Source organism: Streptomyces sp. STR69 (assembly GCF_024519455.1).
Lineage (GTDB): Bacteria > Actinomycetota > Actinomycetes > Streptomycetales > Streptomycetaceae > Streptomyces.
This window is the reverse complement of the sequence record NZ_JALJRY010000047.1, coordinates 33,924-56,322: the sequence shown is the minus strand read 5'-3', so window position 1 is coordinate 56,322 and position 22,399 is coordinate 33,924. Positions and strand designations below refer to the sequence as shown.

Sequence of the window (22,399 nt, the reverse complement as noted above, 5' to 3'; positions counted from 1 at the left end):
AACACCATGAAGCACAACAAGGTCGGCTCCGTGATGACCACGGAGGTCGTCCGGGCCACGTACGGAACGCCGTTCAAAGAGGTGGCACGCCTGCTCGGCGAGCACCGCATCAGTGGCCTGCCCGTGGTCGACGAGGACGACCAGGTCATCGGAGTCGTCTCCGAGACGGACCTGATGGCCCACCAGGCCGAGGCCCCCGACCCGTACGAGACGAAGAAGGGGTTCCGGTTCGCCGACCTGACGCGCAGCGGCAGGCAGCGCGCCGCGAAGGCGACGGCCCGCACCGCCGGCCGGCTGATGACCGCGCCGCCCGTCACCGTGCACGCCGAGAACACCATCGTCGAGGCCGCCCGGACCATGGCCCAGCACCGTGTGGAGCGGCTGCCCGTCCTCGACGAGGAGAACCGGCTCGTCGGCATCGTCACCCGCCGCGACGTGCTCCAGGTCTTCCTGCGGCCCGACGCGGAGATCCGTGACGAGGTCGTGAGCGAGGTGCTGGTGCGTGCTCTGTGGCTGGCGCCGAGCACCATCGACGTCTCCGTGGTGGAGGGCGTCGTCACGCTCTCCGGCCACATGGAACGCAAGAGCGAGACGGAGATCGCCGTCTCCATGGTCCGTCAGATCGACGGTGTCGTCGGGGTCGTCGACAAGCTCTCCTACCGTCTGGACGACTCGCGCATCCAGCCGGAGGACCAGCAGTACCACGGCGTCTCCGAGACCTGGCTGCACCACCTGTGAACTGAGAGGAGGGTGGAGCGCCATGCCCACCAGCGTGCTGGTCGCCTACGGGACGACCAACGGATCCACCGCACAGATCGCCGAGGCCGTGGCCGAGGTCCTGCGCAAGGCGGGACTCATCGCCGATCTCCTGCCTGCCGGGTCCGTCCTGAGCGTGATGCCCTACGGCGCCGTGGTGCTCGGCGGCGGACTGTACGGCGGCCGCTGGCACCGCGACGCCCGCCGGTTCTTGAGTCGGCACGGTCGCCAACTGGCCGAGCGCCCGCTGTGGTTCTTCAGCAGCGGACCACTCGACGCCTCCGCCTCGGAGCGGGACATCCCACCCGTGCACGGCGTACGACGGGCCATGACCCGGCTCGACGTCAGGGGCCATGTCACCTTCGGCGGTTGCCTGGAGGAAGGGGCCAAGGGGCGCATCGCCCAGTCGATCGTGCGTAATGGCAAGGGCGGGGACTTCCGCGACTTCGGCGCGATCGAGGAATGGGCGGCACGGATCGCGGGCGAGCTGCTGCAGGAGGAGGAGAAGGACTGAACCGCCGTACCCCGCGGCACGGTGTCAACGGTCACCACCCTGCCGTCCTTGGGCGACAGGAAGTACGCGGTGAGCAGACCCGGACCGGTGCGGGCCGCCTTGTAGGGGAACGTCACGTCGAAGGTGCCGCGTGTGCCGGTACCGGACGTGGCCTTGACCATGACGTCGGCGGCGGTGCGCCCGGTGGTGTCCGTGACCTTCAGCCGGAACCGCGCCTCGAACGTGTCGGCGCTGCCCCACACCCTCAGCGGGGTGCGTGCGGTGCCACCGATCATCGGCGACTCCACCAGCACGGCGGGCGCCCGGTCCTCGAAGTCGGCCCGGCCGACCGGTCCGTTCAGGACGACGCCCGCGCCGCCGAAGGACGTCACCGGCTTGCCCTCGACCTCGAACGCGACCTTGTGGACGGTCGGGAAGCGGGTCACCGTGAACACGACCTGGGCGAGGCGCTCCCGCATCGAGAGGCTGCCGCCTCCGTCGTCGTAGCGGCCGGAGAGGTCGACCGTGGCCACATGGTCGCGGACGACGAGAGAACGCAGTCGCGTTCCGGACGGGACGGCGGTGGTGCGGCCGTGGGCCCGCTCGTAGCGGTCGGGGCCGGCCAGCAGGGCCCGTAGGGCGGCGGTGGCGGTCGCCGGCGCGGTCACGGTGCGCGGGGCGGGGGAGACCTTCTGTCCGTGCAGGAAGTACACCCCTGTACGTACGCGAGCCGCCGAAGTGCCGTTGGTGCCACCGGAGTTATCGGTGGCGGTGGCCGCCGTCGTCTCCGGGGCCGCCGTCCTGGACGGAGCGGGCGTGCCCGAGGTTCCGCCCGACGTGCCCGTGCCCGCCGTGGGCGGCGAGGTCGGGGCGGTGCCGCCCTGTCCTGCCGTACCGGTGGTCCTACCGCACGCGGTGACCGCGAGCAGCGGCAGCGTCAGTGCCGCGGTGAGCACGGTGGAGCGGCGGCGGTGGGCGCGGGATGTGAGTGCTGACGTGCTGTTCATGGCATTCTCCTCCGACACTTCCAGCGAACTCCTCCCGGTGGGCGCTCACCAGTGCCGCACGGCTCGTGTCCAGGGCCGGAAGGCTCATGCGCCGGTGCCGCCGGGCGAGGATCCTGGAAGGGAACGGTCGACGAAGGGGTCACCATGTCTCTGGCCTTGGCACAACACGGGCGCGCGGCCCTGCACTTGGCCCACGCGGCATCTCTCGCGCCCTCGCCGCACAACACCCAGCCCTGGTTCTTCGTCGAGGAGGGCCGCGACCACGGCTTCGAGATCCACGCGGACCGCGGGCGGCGCCTGGTGCTGACCGACCCGGGCGGCCGGGAGACGGTCGTCGCCTGCGGGGCGGCCCTCTTCAATGCGCGGATCGCCGTGCGCAGCCTCGGTTTCCGGCCCGCCGTCGACCTGTTGCCGGAGTCCGGGAACCCGGCCTACCTGGCCCGTGTGGGCTTCGCCGCCCATGCGCCCGCCACCTTCGACGAGGCGCTGATGGCGGGCGTGCTGGCCCACCGGCACACGCATCGCGGGCCGTTCGCGGCCGAGCGGGTCGCGGAGGAGCTCCTCGACGAGCTGCGGCAACACGCACGGGCCGAGGGGGCCGACCTCCAAGTCGTCGACGACGCCGACCAGTTGGACCATCTCGCGGATCTGGTGCGCACCGCCGAGGACGTGCACCGCGCCGACCGGGGGCACACCGCCGAGATCGCCGGGAGCGTCGGTCCGGACGGAGTGCCGACCGAGGCGTGCCTGTACCACCCGGACTGCGTCCTGCTGGCCGCCCGTGACTACCTGGGCCTGGTCCGGCAGTTCGCCGCCCCGCCGCAGAAATGGGTGTCGCGCACGGGCACGGTCGTCGTGCTGACCACCCCCTACGACACCCGCGCGGACTGGCTGCGCGCGGGGCAGGCGCTGCAGCGCGTGCTGCTGTACGCGGAGGCCCACGGCGTCCGGGCGGCCTTCCACACCCAGCCCCTCGAAGTGCCGGCGGTGCGCGGGGAGGTCCGCACGAGCGTGGCCTTCGGCCGGTTCCCGCAGCTGATCCTGCGCCTCGGCCACACGACCCAGACGTGGTTCACACCACGGCGCGGGCCCGCCGAGACGCTGCTCCGCAGCGACATGCGGGTCAGGTGAGCGCCATGACCCCCAGCAGGAACGGAAAGCCGGCCGAGGTGCGCTGGTGGCGGCTTCGGCCCAACCCGCTCAGGCGCCGTAGTTACCTCGTCGAGGCCTGGCTGCTGATCGCGGCCTGGACCCTCGCGGCCGTGGCGGCGGTCGGCACGGGCGCATGGACGGCTCGCGCCGTCGAGCGGCACGTCGACGCCGTGCGGGCAGGGCGGCACCCGGTGCCGGCCGTGCTGGTCGAGGACGCCGTGCGCACCGTGGGCACGAGCGACGGCAGCGACAGCTACCGGGCCACTGTGCGCTGGAGGGCGGCGGACGGCACGAGCCGCACGGGTCTGGCCCACGTGGACCCCAGCGGCAAGGCCGGGTCCACCACCCATGTGTGGCTCGACGCCCGGGGCCGTCTCGTGCCCACCCCGCCGACCGCCGCGCAGGCACGGCTGGAGGGTGTGGTCCTGGCCGCATGGACGGCCATGGGCGCCGGCGGGACGGTTCTCCTCGTCGGCCGGGGTGTGTCCGGGCGGCTGGAACGGCGACGCCTGGAGCAGTGGGAAACCGAGTGGGCGCGGGTCGGTCCGCGGTGGGGCCACAAGACCGGCTGACGAGCCCACGGGGCGACGGTCAGCAGATGCGCGGAAGTTGTTCGCCGAGCGGCATCTCCACAATGCGCCGGGCGCCGACCAGCGTCCGCAGGGTCACCCGCTCCGGCAGCCCCTCCCGCAGCACCTCTCCGATCCGCACCGCCTGCGCCCCCTCGGGAAGCGACCGCATCGCGGTCAGCGCGTCCTGTGCCGCGTCGGCGTCCACGAAGGCGACCAGACAGCCCTCGTTGGCGACGACCAGCGGGTCCAGGCCGAGCAGGTCGCAGGCCGAGGCGACCGCCTCGGGCACGGGAACAGCGCTCTCCTCGATCTCCACGGCGGCGGACGAGTCGCGGGCGATCTCGTTGAGCGCGGCGGCGAGCCCGCCCCGGGTCGGGTCGCGCAGGACGTGCACGGCGTCGCCGAGCGGCGCCAGGGCCCGCACCAGCCGGTGCAGCGGCCGGGAGTCGGAGGCGATGTCGCCCTCGAAGCCGAGGTTCTCGCGGGTGCTGAGCACGGTCGTGCCGTGCAGGCCGATCGGCCCCGACAGCAGTACGGCGTCGCCGGGGCGGGCCAACGCGGCGGAGGGGGCCAGGAGTTCGTGCCGTTGTCCGACGCCGGTGGTGTTGATGAAGAGCCGGTCCGCCGCACCGCGCCCCACGACCTTCGTGTCCCCGGTGATCACCGGCACGCCCGCGTCCTGGGCGGCCTTGCCCAACGACTCCATGACGGCCCGGAGTTCGGCCAGCGGCAGCCCCTCCTCGACGATCAGCGAGACGGACAGCGCGAGCGGCCACGCGCCGCGCATCGCCAGGTCGTTGACCGTGCCGTGCACGGCGAGGGACCCGATGTCCCCGCCGGGGAAGAACAGCGGGCTGACGACGAAGCTGTCCGTGCTCATCACCAGCCCGGGGTGCCCGGGCAGCAGCGCCGCGTCCTCCAGCGGTCCCGTGCCGCCGCCGACGGCGGGCAGCACCAACTGGTCGAGCAGTTCCCCGGTGAGCCGTCCGCCGGCGCCGTGGCCGAGCAGGACGACCTCGTCCTCGTGGGCGGGGGTGGGGCACTGGATGTTCATGCCGTGCTCCTCGTGGGAGTGCGTCCGGCCGCGTGGAAGGCGGCGCAGGTGCCCTCGGACGACACCATCGGGGCGCCGAGGGGATGACGGGGTGTGCAACGGGTGCCGTACGCGCCGCAGTCGGTGGGCAGCCGGGCCCCGGTGAGGATGGCGCCCGCGATGCACTCGGGGTCCTCGACCGGGCACAGCCCGCCCACGTCGAAACGCCGGGCGGCGTCGAACTCCTGGTACTCCGCGGCGAGTTCGAGCCCGCTGTCGGGCAGCTCCCCGATCCCGCGCCAGGCCCGGTCGGTCACCCGGAACACCCGGCGGACCGCGTCCTGCGCCGCCGTGTTGCCCGCCCGCCGCACGGCCCGCACGTACTGGTTCTCCACCTCGTGCCGCCCCGACTCCAGCTGGCGTACGGCCATGAGGATGCCCTCCAACAGATCCAGCGGCTCGAACCCCGTGACCACGATGGGCACTTGGTAGCGGGCGGCGATCGGCTCGTACTCGGTCCAGCCCATCACCGCGCACACGTGCCCGGCGGCGAGGAAGGCCTCCACCTCGCAGTCGGGGTCGTCGAGCAGTGCGGTCATGGCCGGCGGCACGAGGACGTGACTGACCAGCATCGAGAAGTTGGCCAGGCCCAGGCGGGCCGCGTGCAGCACCGCCATCGCGTTGGCGGGTGCCGTCGTCTCGAAGCCGACGGCGAGGAACACGACCTCGCGGTCGGGGTGTTGGGCGGCCAGGCGTACGGCGTCCATCGGGGCGTAGACCACCCGTACGTCGGCGCCCCGTGCCCGCAGCGAGAGCAGGTCGGTGTCCGTGCCGGGCACCCGCAGCATGTCGCCGAAGCTGGTGAAGAGCACGCCGGGGCGGGCGGCGACGGCCATGGCCCGGTCCAGGGTCTCCAGCGGGGTGACACAGACCGGGCAGCCCGGGCCGTGGATCATCCGCATCCCGGCGGGCAGGAGTTCGTCGATGCCCTGGCGGACCAGGGTGTGGGTCTGGCCGCCGCACACCTCCATGATCCGCCAGGGGCGGGTGGCCGTCCGCCGCAGTTCGTCCAGCAGTTGGCGTGCGAGCACCGGATCCCGGTACTCGTCCAGGTACTTCATCGGTGCGTGAGGTCGAGCCGGACGTCGACGACCCCCTCCACCGCCCGTACCGCCCGGGCCACCACGGGCACGAGCGACCGGTCGGGCAGGGAACCGCCGATCGTGACCACGCCCTCGGTGACGCTCACCGTCAGGGGAGCGGGGACCGGAAGCCGGCCGAGCACGTGCTGCCGGACCTCCTCGGCGATCTCGCCGTCGCCCCGCAGGAACACCTTCAGCAGATCGCTGCGGCTGACCACGCCCTGGAGCATGCCGACCGCGTTCACGACGGGCAGTCGCTTGACGTGCCGCCGCGCCATGATGCGGGCGGCCTCGGCGAGCGTGGCGTCCGCGTGCACGGTGATCGCGGGGGCGCTCATCAGCTCGCCCGCGGACACCGCGCCCGCCTTGGCGGGCACCGCCGGATCGCCGTCGGGGGCGCCCCGGTACTCCTCCTTCGCCAGCAGATCCGCCTCGGAGACGACCCCGACGACCCGGCCCTCGCCCGCCAGCACCGGCAGGGCACTGATCTTCCACTGGTCGAGCAGCTCGACGATCTCCTTGAAGGGCGCCTCGCTCCCGATGGCGACGGCGGTGTGGGTCATCACATCGCTCACGGTGTACGGAGATTCAGACATCACGGCCTCCCGTGGGTTCGCCTGTGGATTCTTCCGAGGTACGGACGACCGTCAGGTCGAGGAAGTGGGTGGAGCACGAGATGCACGGGTCGTGGTTGCGGATCGCCCGCTCGCACAGAGCCGTCAACTCGTCGTCGTCCGGGTCGTGTTCGCCGATCGCCCGCTGGGCGAGGCGGCGCAGGTCGTCCTCGATCGCGCCCTGGTTCTGTGCGGTCGGCGGCACCAGCAGGGCGCTCTTCACGATGCCGTCGGCGTCGAGTTCGTAGCGGTGGTAGAGCAGTCCGCGCGGTGCCTCGGTGGCGCCGTGCCCGACGCCCGCGGCCGGCGGCACCTCCGTGTACGGGTGCGCGGGAGGCTCGTAGCCGTCGATGATGCGCAGCGCCTCGGCGACGGCGTACACCGTCTCCACCGCGCGCACCAGGATGGACCGGTACGGATTGCGGCACACCGCGCCCTCGCGCGGATCGCCGAGCCCCGCCGCGACCGCCGCCTCCAGTGCCACCGGCGACAACAGTCGCCCGCTGATCGAGAACCGGGCGAGCGAACCGGTGAGATGGAGGCGCCCGTCGAGCCGTGAGTGCAGCGCGGTGGAGTGGGCGACATGGGTCTCGGTGACGTGTGCGGTGAAGTCCCTTACGGGGAAGGAGGTGTTGGTGCCGTCGGTCCGCAGCACGGTCGGGGTGCCGCCCTCAATGGCGTACGTGTCCGGTTCGGTGAGCGCGAGCAGGTCGGCCTCGACGCTCGCGTCCGGGAACTCGAAGCCCGCGACCCAGCGCACGGTCTCCCATGCGTCGTCGAGGGCCCGCTTCAACTCCTCGGTCAGGGAGCGTAGTTCGGTGCGCGTGGGGGCGCGGTGGAAGCCGCCGAGGCGGACGTTGATCGGGTGCACGGCCCGCCCGCCGAGCAGCTCCATCAGCGAGTTGCCCGCCTTCTTCAGCCGCAGCCCCCGCTCGACCTCGGCGCGGTGCGTACGCGCGAGGTCGATCGCGCTGGGGCGGCCCAGGAAGTCCGGGGCGTGCAGGAGGTAGATGTGCAGGGCCTGGCTCTCGATCCACTCGCCGCAGTAGAGGAGCCGGCGCAGATCGCGGATCACCGGATCCACCGTCACCCCGCAGGCGTCCTCGATCGCCGCGCACGCGCTCATCTGGTAGGCCACCGGGCAGATTCCGCACACCCGGGCCGTGATGTCCGGCGGCTCGGTGTACGAACGGCCGCGCAGGAACGCCTCGAAGAAGCGCGGCGGTTCGTAGATCTCCAGCCGCGCGTCCGTGACCTTGCCGTCGTGCACATGGAGGCTCAGCGCGCCCTCACCCTCGACCCGGGACAGCGAGCCGACGTGCAGGACACGGGATCCACGGTGCGTCACTTTCCCAACTCCTTTTCGAAAGCAGGGGCGTTGAAGGTGTGCAGGTAGCGCACCACGGCGTCGTCGTCGAGGCCGTCGCGGCGCAGCAGCGGGATCAGCGCGGGCAGGTTCACCGACCCGGACGGGCCGAAGCAGCCGAAGCAGCCGCGCTGGTAGGCCGGGCACAGCGCCCCGCATCCGGCGTGCGTGACCGGGCCGAGGCAGGGGGTGCCGTGGGCGACGGTGACGCAGACCGTGCCGCGCCGCTTGCACTCGAAGCACACGCTGTGGTCCGGCACGTCGGGCTTGCGGCCGGCCAGGAACGCGGTGATCACCTCGATCAGCTGGCGCCGGTCGACCGGGCAGCCGCGCAGTTCGAAGTCGACGTCCACATGGGCCGACACGGGGGTGGAGGTGGCGAGCGTGGAGATGTACTCGGGGTGCGCGTAGACCGTGCGCCGGTACTCGTCCACGTCCGCGAAGTTGCGCAGCGCCTGGATACCGCCGGCGGTCGCGCAGGCCCCGATGGTCACCAGGTGGCGGGAGTCGGCCCGGATCGCGTGGATGCGCTCGGCGTCCTCGGGTGTGGTGACGGAGCCCTCGACGAGAGTCAGGTCGTAGGGGCCGGGGGCCATCGTGCTGGAGGCTTCCGGGAAGTGCGCGATCTCCACCGCGCCGGTCAGCGCGAGGAGTTCGTCCTCGCAGTCCAGCAGGGTGAGCTGGCAGCCGTCGCAGGAGGCCAGCTTGAACACCGCGAGCCTGGGCAGTGCCATCTCACAACTCCCTTACGGACAGCAGGGGTTCGGCCAGGTCCCAGCCCACGACCGCACCGGCCTGGCACACCAGCAGCGGACCGAGCTGGCAGTGCCCGCAATGTCCGGTCGCGCAGCGCATGTTGCGCTCCAGGGAGACCCGGATGTGGTCGCGGGGCACTCCGCGGTGGGCGAGTTCGCGGGCGGTGGCGCGGATCATCGGCTCGGGACCGCAGACGAACGCCGTCGTGTCCTCGGGGTCGAAGTGCGCCCGCCCCAGCAGCTGGGTGACCACGCCGACGTCACCGTGCCAGTCCGCGTCGGGCTGGTCGACCATCACGCCGGTGTAGGCGGTGGCCCAGCTCTCGATCTCCTTGCGGCCGATCAGATCGTCCGGGGTGCGTGCCCCGATCAGCACGTTGACCCGGCGGTACGCCTCCGGCTCGGCCAGCGCGCTCAGGATCAGCGGTCGCAGCGGGGCGAGCCCGATGCCGCCCGCCACGACCAGCACGTCCCGCCCACGCGCCCGCTCAAGTCCCCAACTCGTGCCGTACGGGCCGCGGATGCCGACGACGTCGCCGACGCGGGCAGCGCACAGCCCGTCGGAGACCGCGCCCACCGAACGGATGGTGTGCGCGAGCCCACCGGTGGCCTGCACGGAGCTCACCGACACGGGGATCTCGCCGCGCCCGAAGCAGTGCACCATCGCGAACTGCCCCGGCACGAAGTCGGGCAGCACGGTGTCCACGGGTTCGAGCCGCAGCGTCACCGTGTCGCCGGTCTCCTGCCGGCGGGCGACCACGCGATGGGGGACCGGCACGGCGGTCATCGCGGTTCCTTCGTCTCGTACGTGCCGTACAGGTCGACCATCCGGGCGCGGGCCGCGTTGAGCCGGTGGGCCAGCACCCGGCCGACCCAGTGCTCGACGGCCTGGCCGAAGGCGGGGTCGTCCAGGCACATCAGCCGGACGGCGACCGCGTCGAACTCGTAGGCCCGCAGCTGGGTCACCGCTCCGGCGCCCAACTGCCAGACGTACGGCTCGTACAGCCAGGACCAGCCGACGAGGTCACCGATGCCGAGCGTCTCGACGACCGGGGGCCGGCGACCGGGCACATGCATGTCGAGGGCGGCGGTGCCGTTCCGGATGATCCAGAACCGGTCGGCGTGCCCGCCCTCCTCGAACAGCCGGGTGCCCGGCGGGAATTGGACCTCGCGACCGATGTGCAGCAGTCGGTCACGGTGGTTGTGGGGCAGCGCGTGGTTCATGCGGAGTGCCATCGAGGGAGGCATCAGTCCGTCTCCGTTCCGTGTTCGGTCTCCAGCGCGGCGACTTCCTCGGTGATGTCGATGCCGGCCGGGCACCAGGCGATGCAGCGCCCGCAGCCCACGCAGCCGGAGGTGTCGAACTGGTCGTGCCAGGTGGAGAGTTTGTGGGTCAGCCACTGCCGGTAGCGGCTGCGGGGCGAGGAGCGGACCGGCCCGCCGTGCAGATACGAGAAGTCCAGGTCGAAGCAGGAGTCCCAGCGCTGCCAGCGCTCGGTGTGGTCACCGGTCAGATCGGTGACCTCCTCCGTGGTGGTGCAGAAGCAGGTGGGGCACACCATCGTGCAGTTGCCGCAGGTCAGACAGCGCTCGGCGACGTCGTTCCAGCGCTCGGCGTCCATGCTCCCGCCCAACAGCGCCCGCAGGTCGACCGACGGCATGGAGCGGCCCATCCGGTCGCGGGCCGCGTCGACGGAGGTGCGGGCGGCGAATTCCGTCCCCAAGTCGGCCGTACGGTGAGGGACTTGGTCGAGCAGCCGGGCGCCCTCCTCGCTGCCGACGCGCACGAGGAACCGGTGCCCGTCCGCGTCGACCACCTCGGTGAGCGCGAGGTCGTAGCCGGGATCGGCGGCGGGTCCGCCGCCCATGGACACGCAGAAGCAGGTCTCGCCCGGTTCGGTGCACTCGGCGGCGATCAGCAGTGCGCGCCGCCGGCGCTTCCCGTACCCGGTGTCCTCGTGCGCCCCGCCGGTCAGCACTCGGTCCTGGATCGCGATGGCCCGCAGGTCACAGGGGCGGACACCGAGGAAGGCGTACGACGGCGGCTCGGCATCGTGCTCGGTGAAGACCACGCGGCCCTCCGGGGACCGGTCGGCGCTCCACAGCCGCTCCCGCGCGGGGTGCAGATACGACTTCCAGGACTGCGGTCCCGCGCTGTGCGCGAAGGCGGCCCCGTCCTCCCGGGGGACCAACCGGTAGCGCCCGGCGTCGAGTTCGACACCCCAGCCGTACGGCAGCGCGTCCGCCGAGGCCAGCTCCGACAGCACGATCGCACCGTCGCGGACGGTCGGTCCGACAACGGTGCGTCCCGACGCCACCAGAGCCGCGACCAGGGCGTCCAGACCGTGCCGGTCGAGTACGGCGGCAGGGGCTGCGGTGGCGGTCATGTCGTCCTCCTCGTACGGGGCGGATCGCGCTTGTCCACCCTCAGGTTCCGATGCGCGGGAGTGCCCGCGGGAGGGGCCGACCGGCCCTGGTGGACGAGCTGACCGGATCATCTGAACGGGCTTGGCCCACAGCGCCCCGTAGGGGCGCGGGGAACTGCGCGCCCAGCCCCGGACGGCCCGCAGTCTCAAGACGACCCGAGGCAATCCGGCTCCGCCCAGCGGAGCGCTACGGCAACGGCTCGCCCAGCTCGCCCTCCACCGCGCCCGCCATCGCCCGCAGCACTTCGAGCGTGCGCCGGGCCTCCGCCTCGTCGACCAGGGTGATCGCGAAGCCGACGTGCACGATGACGTACGACCCGACGTCCGCCTCGGGCGTGCAGCTGAGGCACACCTCGCGCCGGATACCGCCGAAGTCGACCGTGGACATGATGAGTCCGGCGTCGTCGTGGATCTCCAGGATCCGTCCCGGTATGCCCAGGCACATGCGTGTTCACCTCTCCTTGGCCAGCCGCGCGGCGGCGACCGCCGCCTGGCCGTAGCTGATTCCGCCGTCCCCGACCGGGACCTGACCGCCGACCAGTACCCGCAGTCCCTGCGCGTGCAGCCGGCGTTTCACCTCGGTCAGCAGCCGCCGGTTCACGAAGCAGCCGCCGCCCAGGCACACCGTGTGCGGCGCGCCCTCGGCCACCGCCCGGGCGACCAGGTCCGCGGTGGCCAGCCCGAGCGTCACATGGAAGGCGGCGGCCAGCCGGGGCACCGGTTCCCCGTCCGCCAGCCGTTCCAGCAGGTCGGCGAGGGTGGGCGTCGGGTCGTACACCCACAGACCCTGCGCGCGTACGACGCGATGGGCGAGCGGTACGGCGTGCTCGTCGCCCGCCGCCGCTTCGAGCAGGACGGCTGCCTCGCCCTCGTAACTCACCCGGTCGGCGAGACCGAGCAGGGCGGCGACCGTGTCGAAGAGCCGTCCGGCACTGGAGGCGCGCGGGCAGTTGACGTCCCGGGCGACCATGGCGCGCACGATGTCCACCTCGGCCGGATCGAGCCGGTCCGTGAAGGACCGGGTCAGCCACGGGTACGGGCGCGGAGAGCCCAGTGGCTCACCGCCGAGCAGCCGGCCGAGGGCCGCACGGGAGGGATGGCGTACCGCCGCGTCGCCGCCGGGCAGCGGTGCTGTGGCGAACCTGCCCACACGGCGGTAGCCGCTCAGGTCGGCGACGAGGATCTCGCCGCCCCACAGCGTGCCGTCGTCGCCGAGCCCGAGACCGTCGTAGGCGATCCCGAGGAACCGGCCGCGCACCCCGTGCTCGGCCGCGCAGGCGGCCACGTGCGCGTGATGGTGCTGCACCGGGACACGGCGCACCTGCTGCGCCTTTGCCCACTGCGTGGACAGATAGCCGGGGTGCAGATCGTGAGCGAGGGCCACCGGTTCGATGCCGGTGAGCCGCTTCAACCGGTCGTACGACGTCAGGAACGCCTCGTGGGCCGCCAAGTCCGCCAGGTCGCCGGTGTGCGGCCCGAGATGGGCCCGGCCGTCGGCGGCCAGCGTGAACGTGTGCTTCAGCTGGGCGCCGGCTCCGGCGACGGGTTCGTCCACCGGGAGGGGCAGCGGGGCCGGGGCCAGCCCGCGCGCCCGGCGGACGGTGATCCGGGTGCGGCCGGTGCACTGCACCACGGAGTCGTCGTAGCGGGAGCGGATGGGCCGGTCGTGCGTGAGGAAGCCGTCGGCGACACCCGTGAGGACGCGCCGGGCCTCCTCGTCGTCGATGGTGATGGGCTCGTCGCCGAGGTTTCCGCTGGTGACCACGAGCGGCCGGTTCAGCGCGTCGAGCAGGAGGTGGTGCAGACCGGTGGTGGGCAGGAACAGGCCGATGCGGTGCAGGCCGGGATGTACCTCGGGCGCGAGCGGGTCCGAGCCGTGCCACGGCATCCGGGCGAGCAGCACCACGGGACGCGCCGGGGAGGTCAGGACACCGCGTTCGGTGGCGCCGATCCGCGCCAACCGGGCCGCCGCGCCGAGGTCGCGGACCATCACCGCGAACGGCTTCGTCGGACGCCTCTTGCGGCGCCGCAGTTCCGCCACGGCCGCCGACTCGCCCGCGTCGCACACCAGTTGATAGCCCCCGAGCCCTTTCAGCGCGACGATCCCGCCCCCGGCGACGCACGCGACCGCCGCCCCGAGCGCGGCCTCACCGCGCAGGTCCTCCCAGGCCAACTCCGGTCCGCAGACCGGGCAGGCGATGGGCTCGGCGTGGAAGCGCCGGTCGGCCGGGTCGGCGTACTCGGCCGCGCAGCCCGCGCACAGCGGGAAGCGGCTCATGGTCGTGCGGATCCGGTCGTAGGGCAGGTCCTCGATGATCGTGGCGCGCGGTCCGCAGTCCGTGCAGTTGACGAACGGGTAGCGGTGGCGCCGGTCGCGGGGATCGCGCAGTTCGCGCAGACAGGCGTCACAGATCGCCGCGTCGGGCGGGACCTCGCGGACCGCGCCGTCCGCGGGTGCGGGCACGCTGTGGCGGACGTGGAAGCCCGGACGGTACGCCGACTGCCGTACCCCGTCGGCCAGTTGGACCCGGCGTACCCGGGCCAGGACGGGGGCGGCGGTGCGCAGCCGGGCCGTGAACTCGTCGATCGCGCGGGGCGGTCCGGCGACCTCGCCCTCGACATGACCGTTGACGTTGGCCACCCAGCCGTCGAGGCCGAGGTCGGCCGCCGTGCGGTACACGAAGGGGCGGAAGCCGACACCTTGGACGGTGCCGTACACCTGGAAGCGCCGCATCATCACGACCGGCCCCCGGCCAACTTGGTCTGAAACCGGGTGAGTTCGTCCTCGACGGCCGTCACGAGCGGGTCCACCGAGGTCGCGACGGCGGGGGAGAGACCGGTGCCGAAGGAACCGTCGGCGCCCTCCACCGCGTACACGACGAGGTGCTTCGGCAGCAGGTCCAGGACCCGGGCCAGTTCGACGGCCTCGCCGAGACCCAGCCCGTGCGAACTGGTGGACCGCGGTCCGTCGATGCGCCCGGCGTCGAGTTCGAGCCGGTGCACGCGGCCGGGGGTGCCCGGGTGCGCGTGGGCCGCGTCGACGACCACGGCGAGCGCGGCGCTCTCCCACAGCGCGATCAGCCGGCCGGGATCACCGTCGCAGGTCGCGAACACGGTGTCCGAGGGGAGCTCCCCGGCCTCGGCCCGCTTCCGGAGCTGTTCGACCACGGCCCAGCCCACACCGTCGTCGCGCCGGAACTCGTTCCCGACGCCGATGACTGCGATGCGCGTACACGTCCTCATGGCCCTCTCCTCCGGTCTACGACGGCACGACGGCGACCGGGCAGCGCGCGTGCTCCAGGAGGGCCAGGGCGGTGGAGCCCGGGGCGGTGTGCCGACCGATCACCACCAGCCCGGACGTCTCGGAGGCGTGGGCCAGTGCCTCGGCCGGCGGGAACAGCAGCACGTCCTCCTGGACGTCGACTTCCGGGTACTTCCGGCGCCACGGACGCAGCGCGTCGGACAGCAGATCCTCTTCGTGGTCCTCCCAGGTGGCACGGTCCGTCTCCGACACCGGGACGGGCGATGCGGCGGCGCCCACCGGCAGCGCCCACGCGTGCACCACGTGCAGCCGGACGCGGTGCAGCCGGGCGGACTCGAAGGCGAAGCCGAGCGCACCGACGGACGGGTCCCGGGCATCGCCCCCTACGGTCACGGCGTCGGTGTGACCCGGGACGTCCCTCCCCGCGAGGGTGCCGGGCACCAGTACCAGGGGCCCGGCGCACTCGGTGGCGAGGGCCGCCGCGGTCGAGCCCAGGGCGATCCCGGCATGCCGGCCCTCGCCGCGCAGGCCGAGCACGACCAGTTCCGCGTGCGCGCTCACCGCCCGCAGCTCGGGGACGGGCGCCCCGGTGAGGCTCACCGCTCGGACCGTCAACGACGGGTGCCGTGCGGTGAGTTCGGCGACCACGTGGTCCGCCACGGTGTCCGGGCGGTAGGGCCAGTGCTCCACCGGGTCCAGGTTCTCGGGCGGTGCCACATGCACCACCCGCAGAGGCAGCCCGCGCCGCAGCGCCTCGCGGGCTGCCCAGTCCGCGGCGACGCGGCTGCGCGCCGACCGGTCGACGCCGGTGATGATCACTCGTTCCATGGTGTGCCGCCCTCCAGGTCCGTGGCCCTACCACCCTGACGGTGCGGGGCGGGCGCGCGCTGGGGCCGAACGGACCCCGGTTGGAGACCTGGCGGCCCATACCTACCAGTAGGCCGCGGGACGACGCTGGAGGGGAGGAGCAGACCGAGCGCAGGAGGTGCGGATCATGCTGCCGCCCGTCATCGCCGGAGTCGACGGTTCCGCCGAGAGTCTCGCCGCCGCCGACTGGGCCGCCCGCGAGGCGGCACGCCGTGGCCGGCCGTTGCGGCTCGTGCACGTCTGGAACTGGCACCCGCGCCAGGAGGACGGCGAGCCCGTCACGGCCGCGCAGCGGCAGCAGGCGCGCCGCGTCCTGCGGCAGGCCAAGGAGCGGGTCCGTGCCGTTGCCCCGAACGTGCGCCCGTACGACGAGCAGGTGGAGGGTCCCGCGACCGCCGCCCTGCTGAAGGCGGCCGAGGAGTCCGAGCTGCTGGTGCTGGGGTCGCGTGGGCTGAGCGGTGTCGCCGGGTTCCTGGTGGGCTCGGTCGCGCAGGGTGTGGTGGCCCGTGCCACCCGTCCCGTGGTCCTCGTCCGGGCGGGCGAGGAAGCCGCCGACGAACACCTTCCGGCGCCCGGCGGCCGTCCCTCGATCCTGACCGGCTACCGGGACGTGGTCCTGGGCGTCGACCTGGGCGATCCCTGCGACGCGGTGATCGGGTTCGCCTTCGAGGCGGCCCGGCTGCGCGGCGCCAGGCTCCGCGTGGTCCATGCCTGGCAGCAACCGTCCCCGCTGGGGCTCGGCCCCGGCGAGATCGGCCTGGTGAGCGGACCGCAGCGGGCCGAGGAATGGCTCGGCTTCCTGTCGGCCGTACTCCAGGTGTGGCGCGACAAGTACCCCGGCGTCGAGGTCGCCGAGACGGTCGCGGAGGGCCGGGCCCAGTCCGCGCTGCTCCGGGCCGCCTCCGGGGCGAGCCTCCTCGTGGTCGGCCGGCACCTCACCGACCGTCCGGCGGGACCGCGTATCGGCCCCGTCACCCACGCCGCCATCCATCACGTCGGCTGCCCCGTGGCCGTCGTACCCCACGAGTGAGAGGCCCGAATCCCGATGACCGCACCGACCAAGTACGTGTACGAGTTCGCCGAAGGCAGCCGCGAGATGGCCGCCCTGCTGGGCGGCAAGGGAGCGGGCCTGGCCGAGATGACGCGGCTCGGGCTGCCCGTGCCGCCCGGATTCACCGTCACCACCGAGGCCTGCACGGCCTACCTCAAGACGGGCGAGGAGCCGCCCGAGCTGGCCGTCGAGGCGGCCCGCGCGCTGGCCGGACTGGAGCGGACCATGGGCCGCACCCTCGGCGCCCCCGACGATCCGCTGCTGGTGTCCGTGCGCTCGGGCGCCCGCTTCTCCATGCCCGGGATGATGGACACCATCCTCGACATCGGCCTGAACGACCGTTCCGTCACCGGGCTTGCCGAGGCGTCCGGACAAGAGCGCTTCGCGTGGGACTCCTACCGGCGGCTCATCCAGATGTTCGGGCACACCGTGATGGGCGTGGACGGCGACCTGTTCGAGGAGGCCATCGCCACGCACAAGGCACAGCGCGAGGTGACCGGCGACCACGACCTCGACACCGCCGAACTCGCCCTGATCACCGAGGAGTTCAAGGCCATTATCCGCAAGGAGACCGGCGAGGACTTCCCCCAGGACCCGGCCGAACAGCTGACCCGCGCCATCCGCGCGGTCTTCGACTCCTGGAACGGCGAACGCGCCCACATCTACCGCCACCGCGAACACATCTCCGAGGACCTCGGCACCGCCGTCAACGTCCAGGCGATGGTCTTCGGCAACCTCCGCTCCGCCGTGACATTCGAAAGCAGCGGCACCGGCGTCACCTTCACCCGCGACCCCGCCACCGGCGAACGCGGCATGTACGGCGACTACCTGCCCGACGCGCAGGGCGAGGACGTCGTCGCGGGCGTCCGCGACGCCCTGCCCCTGAGCGAGCTGAAACGGCTCAACCCACGCGCCTATCTCCAGCTCAGCGATCACCTGCGCACCCTGGAGCACCACTACCGCGACCTGTGCGACGTCGAGTTCACCGTCGAGCGCGGCAAGCTGTGGATCCTGCAGACCCGCGTAGGCAAGCGCACCGCCGAAGCCGCCTTCCGCATCGCCCACGACCTGCGCGAGGAGGGCACGATCACGCCGGACGAGTCCCTGGTCCGCGTCGACGGCGCCGAACTGACCCGCTTGATGTTCCCCCGCTTCGACACCACCCCCGCCGACGTACCCCTGGCCCGGGGCGTCCCCGCCTCCCCGGGCGCGGCAGTGGGCGTCGTGGTCTTCGACTCCGCCGAGGCGGTACGACGCGCCGCGGCCGGCGAGGACACGGTCCTCGTCCGCCGCGAGACCACCCCCGACGACCTGCCCGGCATGATCGCCGCACAGGCGGTCCTGACCAGCCGGGGCGGCAAGACCAGCCACGCCGCCGTCGTCGCACGCGGCATGGGCAAGGTCTGCGTCTGCGGCGCCGAAACCCTCACCGTCGACCCGGTGGCGCGTCAATTCACCACGGAATCAGGCGTGTTGGTGCACGAGGGCGACACCGTCTCCGTCGACGGCACCGCCGGCACCGTCCACCTCGGCGCCCTCCCGCTGACCGCTTCCGACGTCGGCCGCGCCCTGGAGACGGGCACCGCGAACGGCCCGCTGACGGAGGCGGTCCTGGGCGCCCTCACCCGCGCCGATTCCGTACGACGCCTCGAAGTCCGGGCCAACGCGGACACCCCCGAGGACGCCGTACGCGCCCGCAGTCTGGGCGCGCAGGGCATCGGCCTGTGCCGTACCGAGCACATGTTCCTCGGCGAACGCAGGTCACTGGTCGAGGCGATGATCCTGGCCCGCGACGACAGCGCCCGCCAGGAGGCTCTGGCAGCCCTGCTGCCGCTCCAGCGCGAGGACTTCACCGGCATCCTGAAGGCGATGGACGGACTCCCGGTGACGATCCGGCTCATCGACCCGCCGCTGCACGAATTCCTGCCGGACCGCACGGAGTTGGCCGTACGCCTGGCCCGCACCGAGCACCCGGACGCGCACGATCGCGAACTGCTCGCCGCCGTCGAGCGGATGCACGAGGAGAACCCGATGCTGGGGCTGCGCGGTGTCCGGCTCGGTCTGGCCGTGCCCGGTCTGATGGCCATGCAGGTGCGGGCCGTCGCCGAGGCCGTGGTCGCGCGACTGCGGGCCGGTGGCCGGCCGCGTGCCGAGATCATGATCCCGCTCGTCGGGACGGTCGAGGAACTGCGGCTGGCGCGCACCGAGACGGAACGGGTCCTCGTCGAGGTCCAGGAGGAGACCGGCACGACCCTCGACTGCCCGATCGGCACGATGATCGAGCTGCCGCGCGCCGCGCTCACCGCGGGCCGTATCGCCGAGTACGCCGACTTCTTCTCCTTCGGCACCAACGACCTGACCCAGACCACCTGGGGCCTGTCCCGCGACGACGCCGAGGCCTCCTTCTTCCCGCTGTACCTGGAGAAGGGCGTCTTCACCGTGTCGCCGTTCGAGACGATCGACCAGGAGGGCGTGGGCCGGCTGGTGGAGCTTGCCGTCGAGGCGGGCCGCAGCGTCAACTCCCGCCTGGAGACCGGGGTCTGCGGCGAACACGGCGGTGACCCGGAGTCCATCCACTTCTTCCACCGGGTGGGTCTCGACTACGTCTCCTGCTCCCCGTTCCGCATACCGGCGGCACGGCTGGAGGCCGGACGGGCGGCACTCATGGACATCACCGGGGGCAGCGACAGCAGGTGAGCGGATCGGTCAGCCATGACGGCGTTCGAGGCACGGGTCTCCTCGGTGATCAAGGAGCGTCGCTCCATGGCCACGGGGCCCGTGCCTGCCTCACCTTGAGGACGCTGTGAGCGCCGGCCCAGAGCGCGAGGCGGCGCCGGGATCTCCTTCCGGCGCCGCCTCGCACTTGACCGTCCTCACCACCCACCCGGGGTGCGGTGCGGGAGTGCACCCCGGACTCGAAAAGGCTGGGAAGGACGAAGGGCTGGAGCTACGTAGCCGGCGATACGGCTCCAGCCGCTCACAGTGGTCAGATAGTCACTGCGACCCGGGGGCACGGGGCCGAAAAATACGGGCAATCGACAATGGTGAAAGCCCTGCGCGGGGAGCGTATACCAGCAGGGGGTAATGGCGGCAGTGCGTTATTCAGCCGATACCTGCTGAGACGTCCAGTCTTCGATCTTGACGTCACTCGTCGGCATCGCGCGGAATTCTCTGGTCGGTGAAGGCTGTTGGCCAGCCACTTCGATGAGCCGATAGCGGCGTTGACTTCGCCTGCCGGCGGCTGAGCGCAGGACGAAACTCTCCAGTGCTACCTCGACCTCTTCGTCAAGATTCGCTTTGACGGTGTTGGCCAGTGATTCGTCCACGAATCCATGGATCTCCACACCGGCTCGGGTTTCGAAATAGAAGATCTGCGGATGATGTTGAGCCGCTCGCGGAGAGACTCGGACTGCCCGACAGAGAGGCTGGAGACGATGCGCTCTCCCGTTTCGCGCTTCACGGCCAGGCTGATGTCCAGATTCCGGTTGGGCAGGCCGAGGATCAAGTCAGCCACGGCGCGTCGCACCACGGGCGACGCGCTGAACAGCGAGTCCATGGACTCTTTCTTCATCATTGGGGCCCTCAGGAAGAGCCCGTACAAGCTCTACGGCGCCGATTTCCGCCCACGCACACCGGACGGCGGAAGCTCTCCACGTTCCTCGCCGTCCGACTGGGCGTGAGGCCGCAGGTCAACGATGACCGATCCCGGCACGGAGGCGGCCACGTCCAGCCGGGCGACCTCAAAGTCCAGGAGCTGCAGCTTCACGACGTCCGCAACGCGCCTGCGCCGCGCTCTGGCGAAGCGAGCGACAGCGCGTTGCACACGTTGAAGGAAGTCGCCGACGTCGTTGGCCGAGATCAATCCGCCATGGGAGGTGTCGGAAAGGCGGAAGTTGGGGCCAGGGCCTGTAGCGGCTTCCTGGAGTCCGAGCCCGCTGAACTTCATGGCCGATGGTTGGAGGCTGGCCCGAGCAAGCTGGGAAAGCGGATCGCTGCCCTCGGTTGTCGCTGAGGCAGATCCGCCTCCACACCCTGGAGGGTGAACAAGGGAATGAGCTTCTCGTGATCCTTGTCCGTCAGTGGCAGTGATGGGTCGATGAGAACGGCCAGGCGGTAGGCCGGCGCAAGCCGACGGTTCCGCAGTTTTGACGGGTCACCATAGTCGTGACATCAGCACACGGAAATAGGCGTTCGGGTGAGTGCTGGAGGAACGGGGTGTCTGGTCGTGCCCCGTGCGCGAGGCCTATCTCGACGGTACTTGTCAGAGCGGAGTTCACCGGCCTCACGAACGGCCTCGCAGCAAGTTCAGAACAGAGGTGGCACAGCCGCCTCGATGAGATGTGGGCCCGACTCGGCGAAGGCTCGGCGCAACTGGTCCGTGAAGTCCTCGGTGGTGGTGGCCCGCGATGCTGGTACACCCATACCCCGCGCAAGGGCGATGAAGTCGAGGCCGGGGCGGGTCAGGTCGAGCAGGTCGTGGTGTGCGGAGCCGTCCGCCGGCACGCCCAGGCGCTGGGACTCCAAATTGAGGATCGCGTACGAGCGGTTGGCGAAGATCACCGTGGTGATGTCGAGCCCTTCTCGGGCATGGGTCCACAACGCCGAGATGGTGTACATGGCGCTACCGTCGGCTTCCAGGCACAGCACCGGCCGGTCGGGGCAGGCGAGGGCGGCGCCCGCGGCGAGCGGCAGACCCTGTCCGATGGCTCCGCCGGTGAGGGTGAGCCAGTCGTGGCGTGGCGCGCCCGCGGTCGCACCGGGGAGCCAGAGCCCCGAGGTGTTGGCCTCGTCCACCACGATCGCTCCCTCCGGCAGCAGCGCGCCGACGACGGCCGCGGCGGTCTCGGCGGTCAGTTCACCGGTGGGGAGCGCCGGACGCGCTGCGGCCTGGAGCACCGCGGGTGTGTCCACGGCCAGCGTGTCCGCCACCTCGTCCAGCGCCGCCGGGATGTCGTCGGCCGTCGTGGCCAGGGTGTGGATCCGGCAGCCGTCGGGGGTCAGTTCACTGGGCAGCGTCAGGTGGCCGAAGAACGACACCGGAGCGCGGGCACCCACCAGCACCAGGTGCCGTACGCCGTCGAGTTGGGCCAGCGCTCCTTCGGCGAGATAGCCCAACCGCTCCACGGAGGGTAGGCCGGCGCCGCGTTCCAGGCGGGCCGGGAAGGTCTCGCACAGGAGGCGGGCTCCGGTGGCGGCGGCGATCCGGCCGGCCGTGCTCAGGGCCGGCTCGCGGGTGGCAGCGCCGCCGAGCAGCAGAGCGGCGGGCTCGCCGGTACGCAGGGCCGTGGCCGCAGCGGCAACAGCCCGCGCGGATACGGCAGTTGGGGGCCGGGCCGGGACCGGCAGCGCGGGCCGGGCGCCGTCCGACCAGGACACGTCGGCGGGCAGCAGCACGGTGGCCACCTGGCCCGGGGCACCGGTCGCGGCGGCCACCGCCTCCGCCACGTCACCGCCGACCGTGGCGGGATCGTCGCAGCGGCGGACCCAGCCGGAGACGGTACGGGCCAGCGCGTCGACGTCCGACTCCAGCGGCGCGTCGTACTTCTTGTGGAACCTTGCATGGTCGCCTACCAGGTTCACCACCGGGGTCCCGGCGCGGCGGGCGTTGTGGAGGTTGGCCAGGCCGTTGCCGAGTCCGGGGCCCAGATGAAGCAGGGTGGCGGCGGGGCGTCCGGTCATCCGGCCGTAGCCGTCGGCCGCGCCGGTCGCCACGCCCTCGAACAGACAAGGCACGGCCCGCAGCGCGGGCTCGTCGTCAAGGGCGGCGACGAAGTGCAGTTCGGAGGTGCCGGGATTGGCGAAACACACCTCCACTCCGGAGTCCAGAAGGGTCCGGGCAACGGCATGGGCACCGTTCACGGTGACTCCGCCTTTCACGCGCTCAGTCGGGTTCATTCCGGCAG

At 72.1% G+C, this 22,399-nt stretch carries 21 protein-coding genes and 1 pseudogene; 6 read left to right on the top strand and 16 right to left on the bottom strand.

Annotated elements, in window-relative coordinates; genetic code table 11:
* The first annotated feature begins 6 nt into the window (after window positions 1-6).
* Window positions 7-738, top strand: coding sequence for a CBS domain-containing protein (locus tag OC490_RS46720; RefSeq protein WP_262064162.1), 732 nt, complete (start codon window positions 7-9; stop codon window positions 736-738).
* A 22-nt stretch (window positions 739-760) separates the two neighbouring features.
* Complete coding sequence (locus OC490_RS46715) at window positions 761-1,270, top strand: flavodoxin domain-containing protein (protein WP_262064161.1); 510 nt, start codon at window positions 761-763, stop codon at window positions 1,268-1,270.
* A 53-nt stretch (window positions 1,271-1,323) separates the two neighbouring features.
* Here OC490_RS46715 and OC490_RS46710 read toward each other — a convergent pair.
* Window positions 1,324-2,256, bottom strand: a pseudogene (locus OC490_RS46710) (GerMN domain-containing protein); the annotation flags it as partial.
* Between the two features lie 144 nt (window positions 2,257-2,400).
* Here OC490_RS46710 and OC490_RS46705 point away from each other — a divergent pair.
* Together OC490_RS46705 and OC490_RS46700 are read left to right on the top strand one after the other, a co-directional pair.
* Complete coding sequence (locus OC490_RS46705; protein ID WP_262064160.1) at window positions 2,401-3,387, top strand: Acg family FMN-binding oxidoreductase; 987 nt, start codon at window positions 2,401-2,403, stop codon at window positions 3,385-3,387.
* Window positions 3,388-3,392: 5 nt separating this feature from the next.
* Complete coding sequence (locus OC490_RS46700; RefSeq protein ID WP_262064159.1) at window positions 3,393-3,980, top strand: hypothetical protein; 588 nt, start codon at window positions 3,393-3,395, stop codon at window positions 3,978-3,980.
* A gap of 19 nt (window positions 3,981-3,999) precedes the next feature.
* Here the strand turns inward: OC490_RS46700 and hypE are convergent, their stop codons facing one another.
* From hypE to OC490_RS46640, 12 genes are all read right to left on the bottom strand, one after another.
* Window positions 4,000-5,034 carry a hydrogenase expression/formation protein HypE gene (gene hypE, locus OC490_RS46695; protein WP_262064158.1) on the bottom strand — a complete coding sequence of 345 codons (1,035 nt, stop codon included), beginning with the start codon at window positions 5,032-5,034 and terminating at the stop codon, window positions 4,000-4,002.
* On the bottom strand, window positions 5,031-6,134 hold the full coding sequence (gene hypD, locus OC490_RS46690; RefSeq protein WP_262064157.1) for a hydrogenase formation protein HypD: 1,104 nt from the start codon (window positions 6,132-6,134) through the stop codon (window positions 5,031-5,033). Before hypD ends, hypE begins: the two co-directional genes overlap by 4 nt.
* The gene (locus tag OC490_RS46685) at window positions 6,131-6,751 is read right to left on the bottom strand and encodes a CBS domain-containing protein (RefSeq protein WP_262064156.1); all 621 of its coding nucleotides are present in this window, start codon (window positions 6,749-6,751) and stop codon (window positions 6,131-6,133) included. The genes hypD and OC490_RS46685 overlap by 4 nt, the downstream gene beginning before the upstream one ends.
* The gene (locus tag OC490_RS46680; protein WP_262064155.1) at window positions 6,744-8,117 is read right to left on the bottom strand and encodes a Ni/Fe hydrogenase subunit alpha; all 1,374 of its coding nucleotides are present in this window, start codon (window positions 8,115-8,117) and stop codon (window positions 6,744-6,746) included. Before OC490_RS46680 ends, OC490_RS46685 begins: the two co-directional genes overlap by 8 nt.
* Entirely contained in the window at window positions 8,114-8,869 is a 756-nt protein-coding gene (locus tag OC490_RS46675; protein WP_262064154.1) for an oxidoreductase, read from the bottom strand. Before OC490_RS46675 ends, OC490_RS46680 begins: the two co-directional genes overlap by 4 nt.
* 1 nt (window position 8,870) lies before the next feature.
* Window positions 8,871-9,677 carry an FAD/NAD(P)-binding protein gene (locus tag OC490_RS46670; protein ID WP_262064153.1) on the bottom strand — a complete coding sequence of 269 codons (807 nt, stop codon included), beginning with the start codon at window positions 9,675-9,677 and terminating at the stop codon, window positions 8,871-8,873.
* Window positions 9,674-10,138 (bottom strand): Crp/Fnr family transcriptional regulator, encoded by a 465-nt coding sequence (locus OC490_RS46665; protein ID WP_262064152.1) that lies wholly within the window; start codon window positions 10,136-10,138, stop codon window positions 9,674-9,676. The genes OC490_RS46670 and OC490_RS46665 overlap by 4 nt, the downstream gene beginning before the upstream one ends.
* On the bottom strand, window positions 10,138-11,277 hold the full coding sequence (locus OC490_RS46660; protein ID WP_262064151.1) for a 4Fe-4S dicluster domain-containing protein: 1,140 nt from the start codon (window positions 11,275-11,277) through the stop codon (window positions 10,138-10,140). The genes OC490_RS46665 and OC490_RS46660 overlap by 1 nt, the downstream gene beginning before the upstream one ends.
* Before the next feature lie 226 nt (window positions 11,278-11,503).
* The gene (locus OC490_RS46655) at window positions 11,504-11,761 is read right to left on the bottom strand and encodes a HypC/HybG/HupF family hydrogenase formation chaperone (protein ID WP_262064150.1); all 258 of its coding nucleotides are present in this window, start codon (window positions 11,759-11,761) and stop codon (window positions 11,504-11,506) included.
* A 6-nt stretch (window positions 11,762-11,767) separates the two neighbouring features.
* On the bottom strand, window positions 11,768-14,053 hold the full coding sequence (gene hypF, locus OC490_RS46650) for a carbamoyltransferase HypF (RefSeq protein WP_410099269.1): 2,286 nt from the start codon (window positions 14,051-14,053) through the stop codon (window positions 11,768-11,770).
* Window positions 14,053-14,559 (bottom strand): hydrogenase maturation protease, encoded by a 507-nt coding sequence (locus OC490_RS46645; protein ID WP_262064148.1) that lies wholly within the window; start codon window positions 14,557-14,559, stop codon window positions 14,053-14,055. The genes hypF and OC490_RS46645 overlap by 1 nt, the downstream gene beginning before the upstream one ends.
* A gap of 16 nt (window positions 14,560-14,575) precedes the next feature.
* Complete coding sequence (locus OC490_RS46640) at window positions 14,576-15,406, bottom strand: universal stress protein (RefSeq protein WP_262064147.1); 831 nt, start codon at window positions 15,404-15,406, stop codon at window positions 14,576-14,578.
* A gap of 166 nt (window positions 15,407-15,572) precedes the next feature.
* On the opposite strand from OC490_RS46640, the gene OC490_RS46635 reads away from it, so the two are divergent.
* Together OC490_RS46635 and ppdK are read left to right on the top strand one after the other, a co-directional pair.
* Window positions 15,573-16,475 (top strand): universal stress protein, encoded by a 903-nt coding sequence (locus OC490_RS46635; RefSeq protein ID WP_262064146.1) that lies wholly within the window; start codon window positions 15,573-15,575, stop codon window positions 16,473-16,475.
* A 15-nt stretch (window positions 16,476-16,490) separates the two neighbouring features.
* The gene (ppdK, locus tag OC490_RS46630) at window positions 16,491-19,193 is read left to right on the top strand and encodes a pyruvate, phosphate dikinase (protein WP_262064145.1); all 2,703 of its coding nucleotides are present in this window, start codon (window positions 16,491-16,493) and stop codon (window positions 19,191-19,193) included.
* A 401-nt stretch (window positions 19,194-19,594) separates the two neighbouring features.
* Here ppdK and OC490_RS46625 read toward each other — a convergent pair whose 3' ends face one another.
* The 3 genes from OC490_RS46625 to OC490_RS46615 all read right to left on the bottom strand — a co-directional run bounded on the left by OC490_RS46625 (window position 19,595) and on the right by OC490_RS46615 (window position 22,355).
* The gene (locus OC490_RS46625) at window positions 19,595-19,822 is read right to left on the bottom strand and encodes a hypothetical protein (protein ID WP_262064144.1); all 228 of its coding nucleotides are present in this window, start codon (window positions 19,820-19,822) and stop codon (window positions 19,595-19,597) included.
* A gap of 278 nt (window positions 19,823-20,100) precedes the next feature.
* Window positions 20,101-20,442, bottom strand: coding sequence for a hypothetical protein (locus OC490_RS46620; RefSeq protein WP_262064143.1), 342 nt, complete (start codon window positions 20,440-20,442; stop codon window positions 20,101-20,103).
* A gap of 359 nt (window positions 20,443-20,801) precedes the next feature.
* On the bottom strand, window positions 20,802-22,355 hold the full coding sequence (locus OC490_RS46615; protein WP_262064142.1) for an acetolactate synthase large subunit: 1,554 nt from the start codon (window positions 22,353-22,355) through the stop codon (window positions 20,802-20,804).
* Window positions 22,356-22,399: the final 44 nt, after the last annotated feature.

Excerpts from the sequence above, each read along its gene's own strand:
- OC490_RS46620 (WP_262064143.1), bottom strand. The coding sequence starts at position 20,442 with ATGAAGTTCAGCGGGCTCGGACTCCAGGAAGCCGCTACAGGCCCTGGC.
- OC490_RS46665 (WP_262064152.1), bottom strand. The coding sequence starts at position 10,138 with ATGCCTCCCTCGATGGCACTCCGCATGAACCACGCGCTGCCCCACAAC.
- OC490_RS46640 (WP_262064147.1), bottom strand. The coding sequence starts at position 15,406 with ATGGAACGAGTGATCATCACCGGCGTCGACCGGTCGGCGCGCAGCCGC.
- OC490_RS46705 (WP_262064160.1), top strand. The coding sequence starts at position 2,401 with ATGTCTCTGGCCTTGGCACAACACGGGCGCGCGGCCCTGCACTTGGCC.
- OC490_RS46685 (WP_262064156.1), bottom strand. The coding sequence starts at position 6,751 with ATGTCTGAATCTCCGTACACCGTGAGCGATGTGATGACCCACACCGCC.
- OC490_RS46660 (WP_262064151.1), bottom strand. The coding sequence starts at position 11,277 with ATGACCGCCACCGCAGCCCCTGCCGCCGTACTCGACCGGCACGGTCTG.
- hypF (WP_410099269.1), bottom strand. The coding sequence starts at position 14,053 with ATGATGCGGCGCTTCCAGGTGTACGGCACCGTCCAAGGTGTCGGCTTC.
- hypD (WP_262064157.1), bottom strand. The coding sequence starts at position 6,134 with ATGAAGTACCTGGACGAGTACCGGGATCCGGTGCTCGCACGCCAACTG.
- OC490_RS46655 (WP_262064150.1), bottom strand. The coding sequence starts at position 11,761 with ATGTGCCTGGGCATACCGGGACGGATCCTGGAGATCCACGACGACGCC.
- OC490_RS46645 (WP_262064148.1), bottom strand. The coding sequence starts at position 14,559 with ATGAGGACGTGTACGCGCATCGCAGTCATCGGCGTCGGGAACGAGTTC.
- OC490_RS46675 (WP_262064154.1), bottom strand. The coding sequence starts at position 8,869 with ATGGCACTGCCCAGGCTCGCGGTGTTCAAGCTGGCCTCCTGCGACGGC.
- hypE (WP_262064158.1), bottom strand. The coding sequence starts at position 5,034 with ATGAACATCCAGTGCCCCACCCCCGCCCACGAGGACGAGGTCGTCCTG.
- ppdK (WP_262064145.1), top strand. The coding sequence starts at position 16,491 with ATGACCGCACCGACCAAGTACGTGTACGAGTTCGCCGAAGGCAGCCGC.
- OC490_RS46720 (WP_262064162.1), top strand. The coding sequence starts at position 7 with ATGAAGCACAACAAGGTCGGCTCCGTGATGACCACGGAGGTCGTCCGG.
- OC490_RS46635 (WP_262064146.1), top strand. The coding sequence starts at position 15,573 with ATGCTGCCGCCCGTCATCGCCGGAGTCGACGGTTCCGCCGAGAGTCTC.
- OC490_RS46700 (WP_262064159.1), top strand. The coding sequence starts at position 3,393 with ATGACCCCCAGCAGGAACGGAAAGCCGGCCGAGGTGCGCTGGTGGCGG.
- OC490_RS46670 (WP_262064153.1), bottom strand. The coding sequence starts at position 9,677 with ATGACCGCCGTGCCGGTCCCCCATCGCGTGGTCGCCCGCCGGCAGGAG.
- OC490_RS46715 (WP_262064161.1), top strand. The coding sequence starts at position 761 with ATGCCCACCAGCGTGCTGGTCGCCTACGGGACGACCAACGGATCCACC.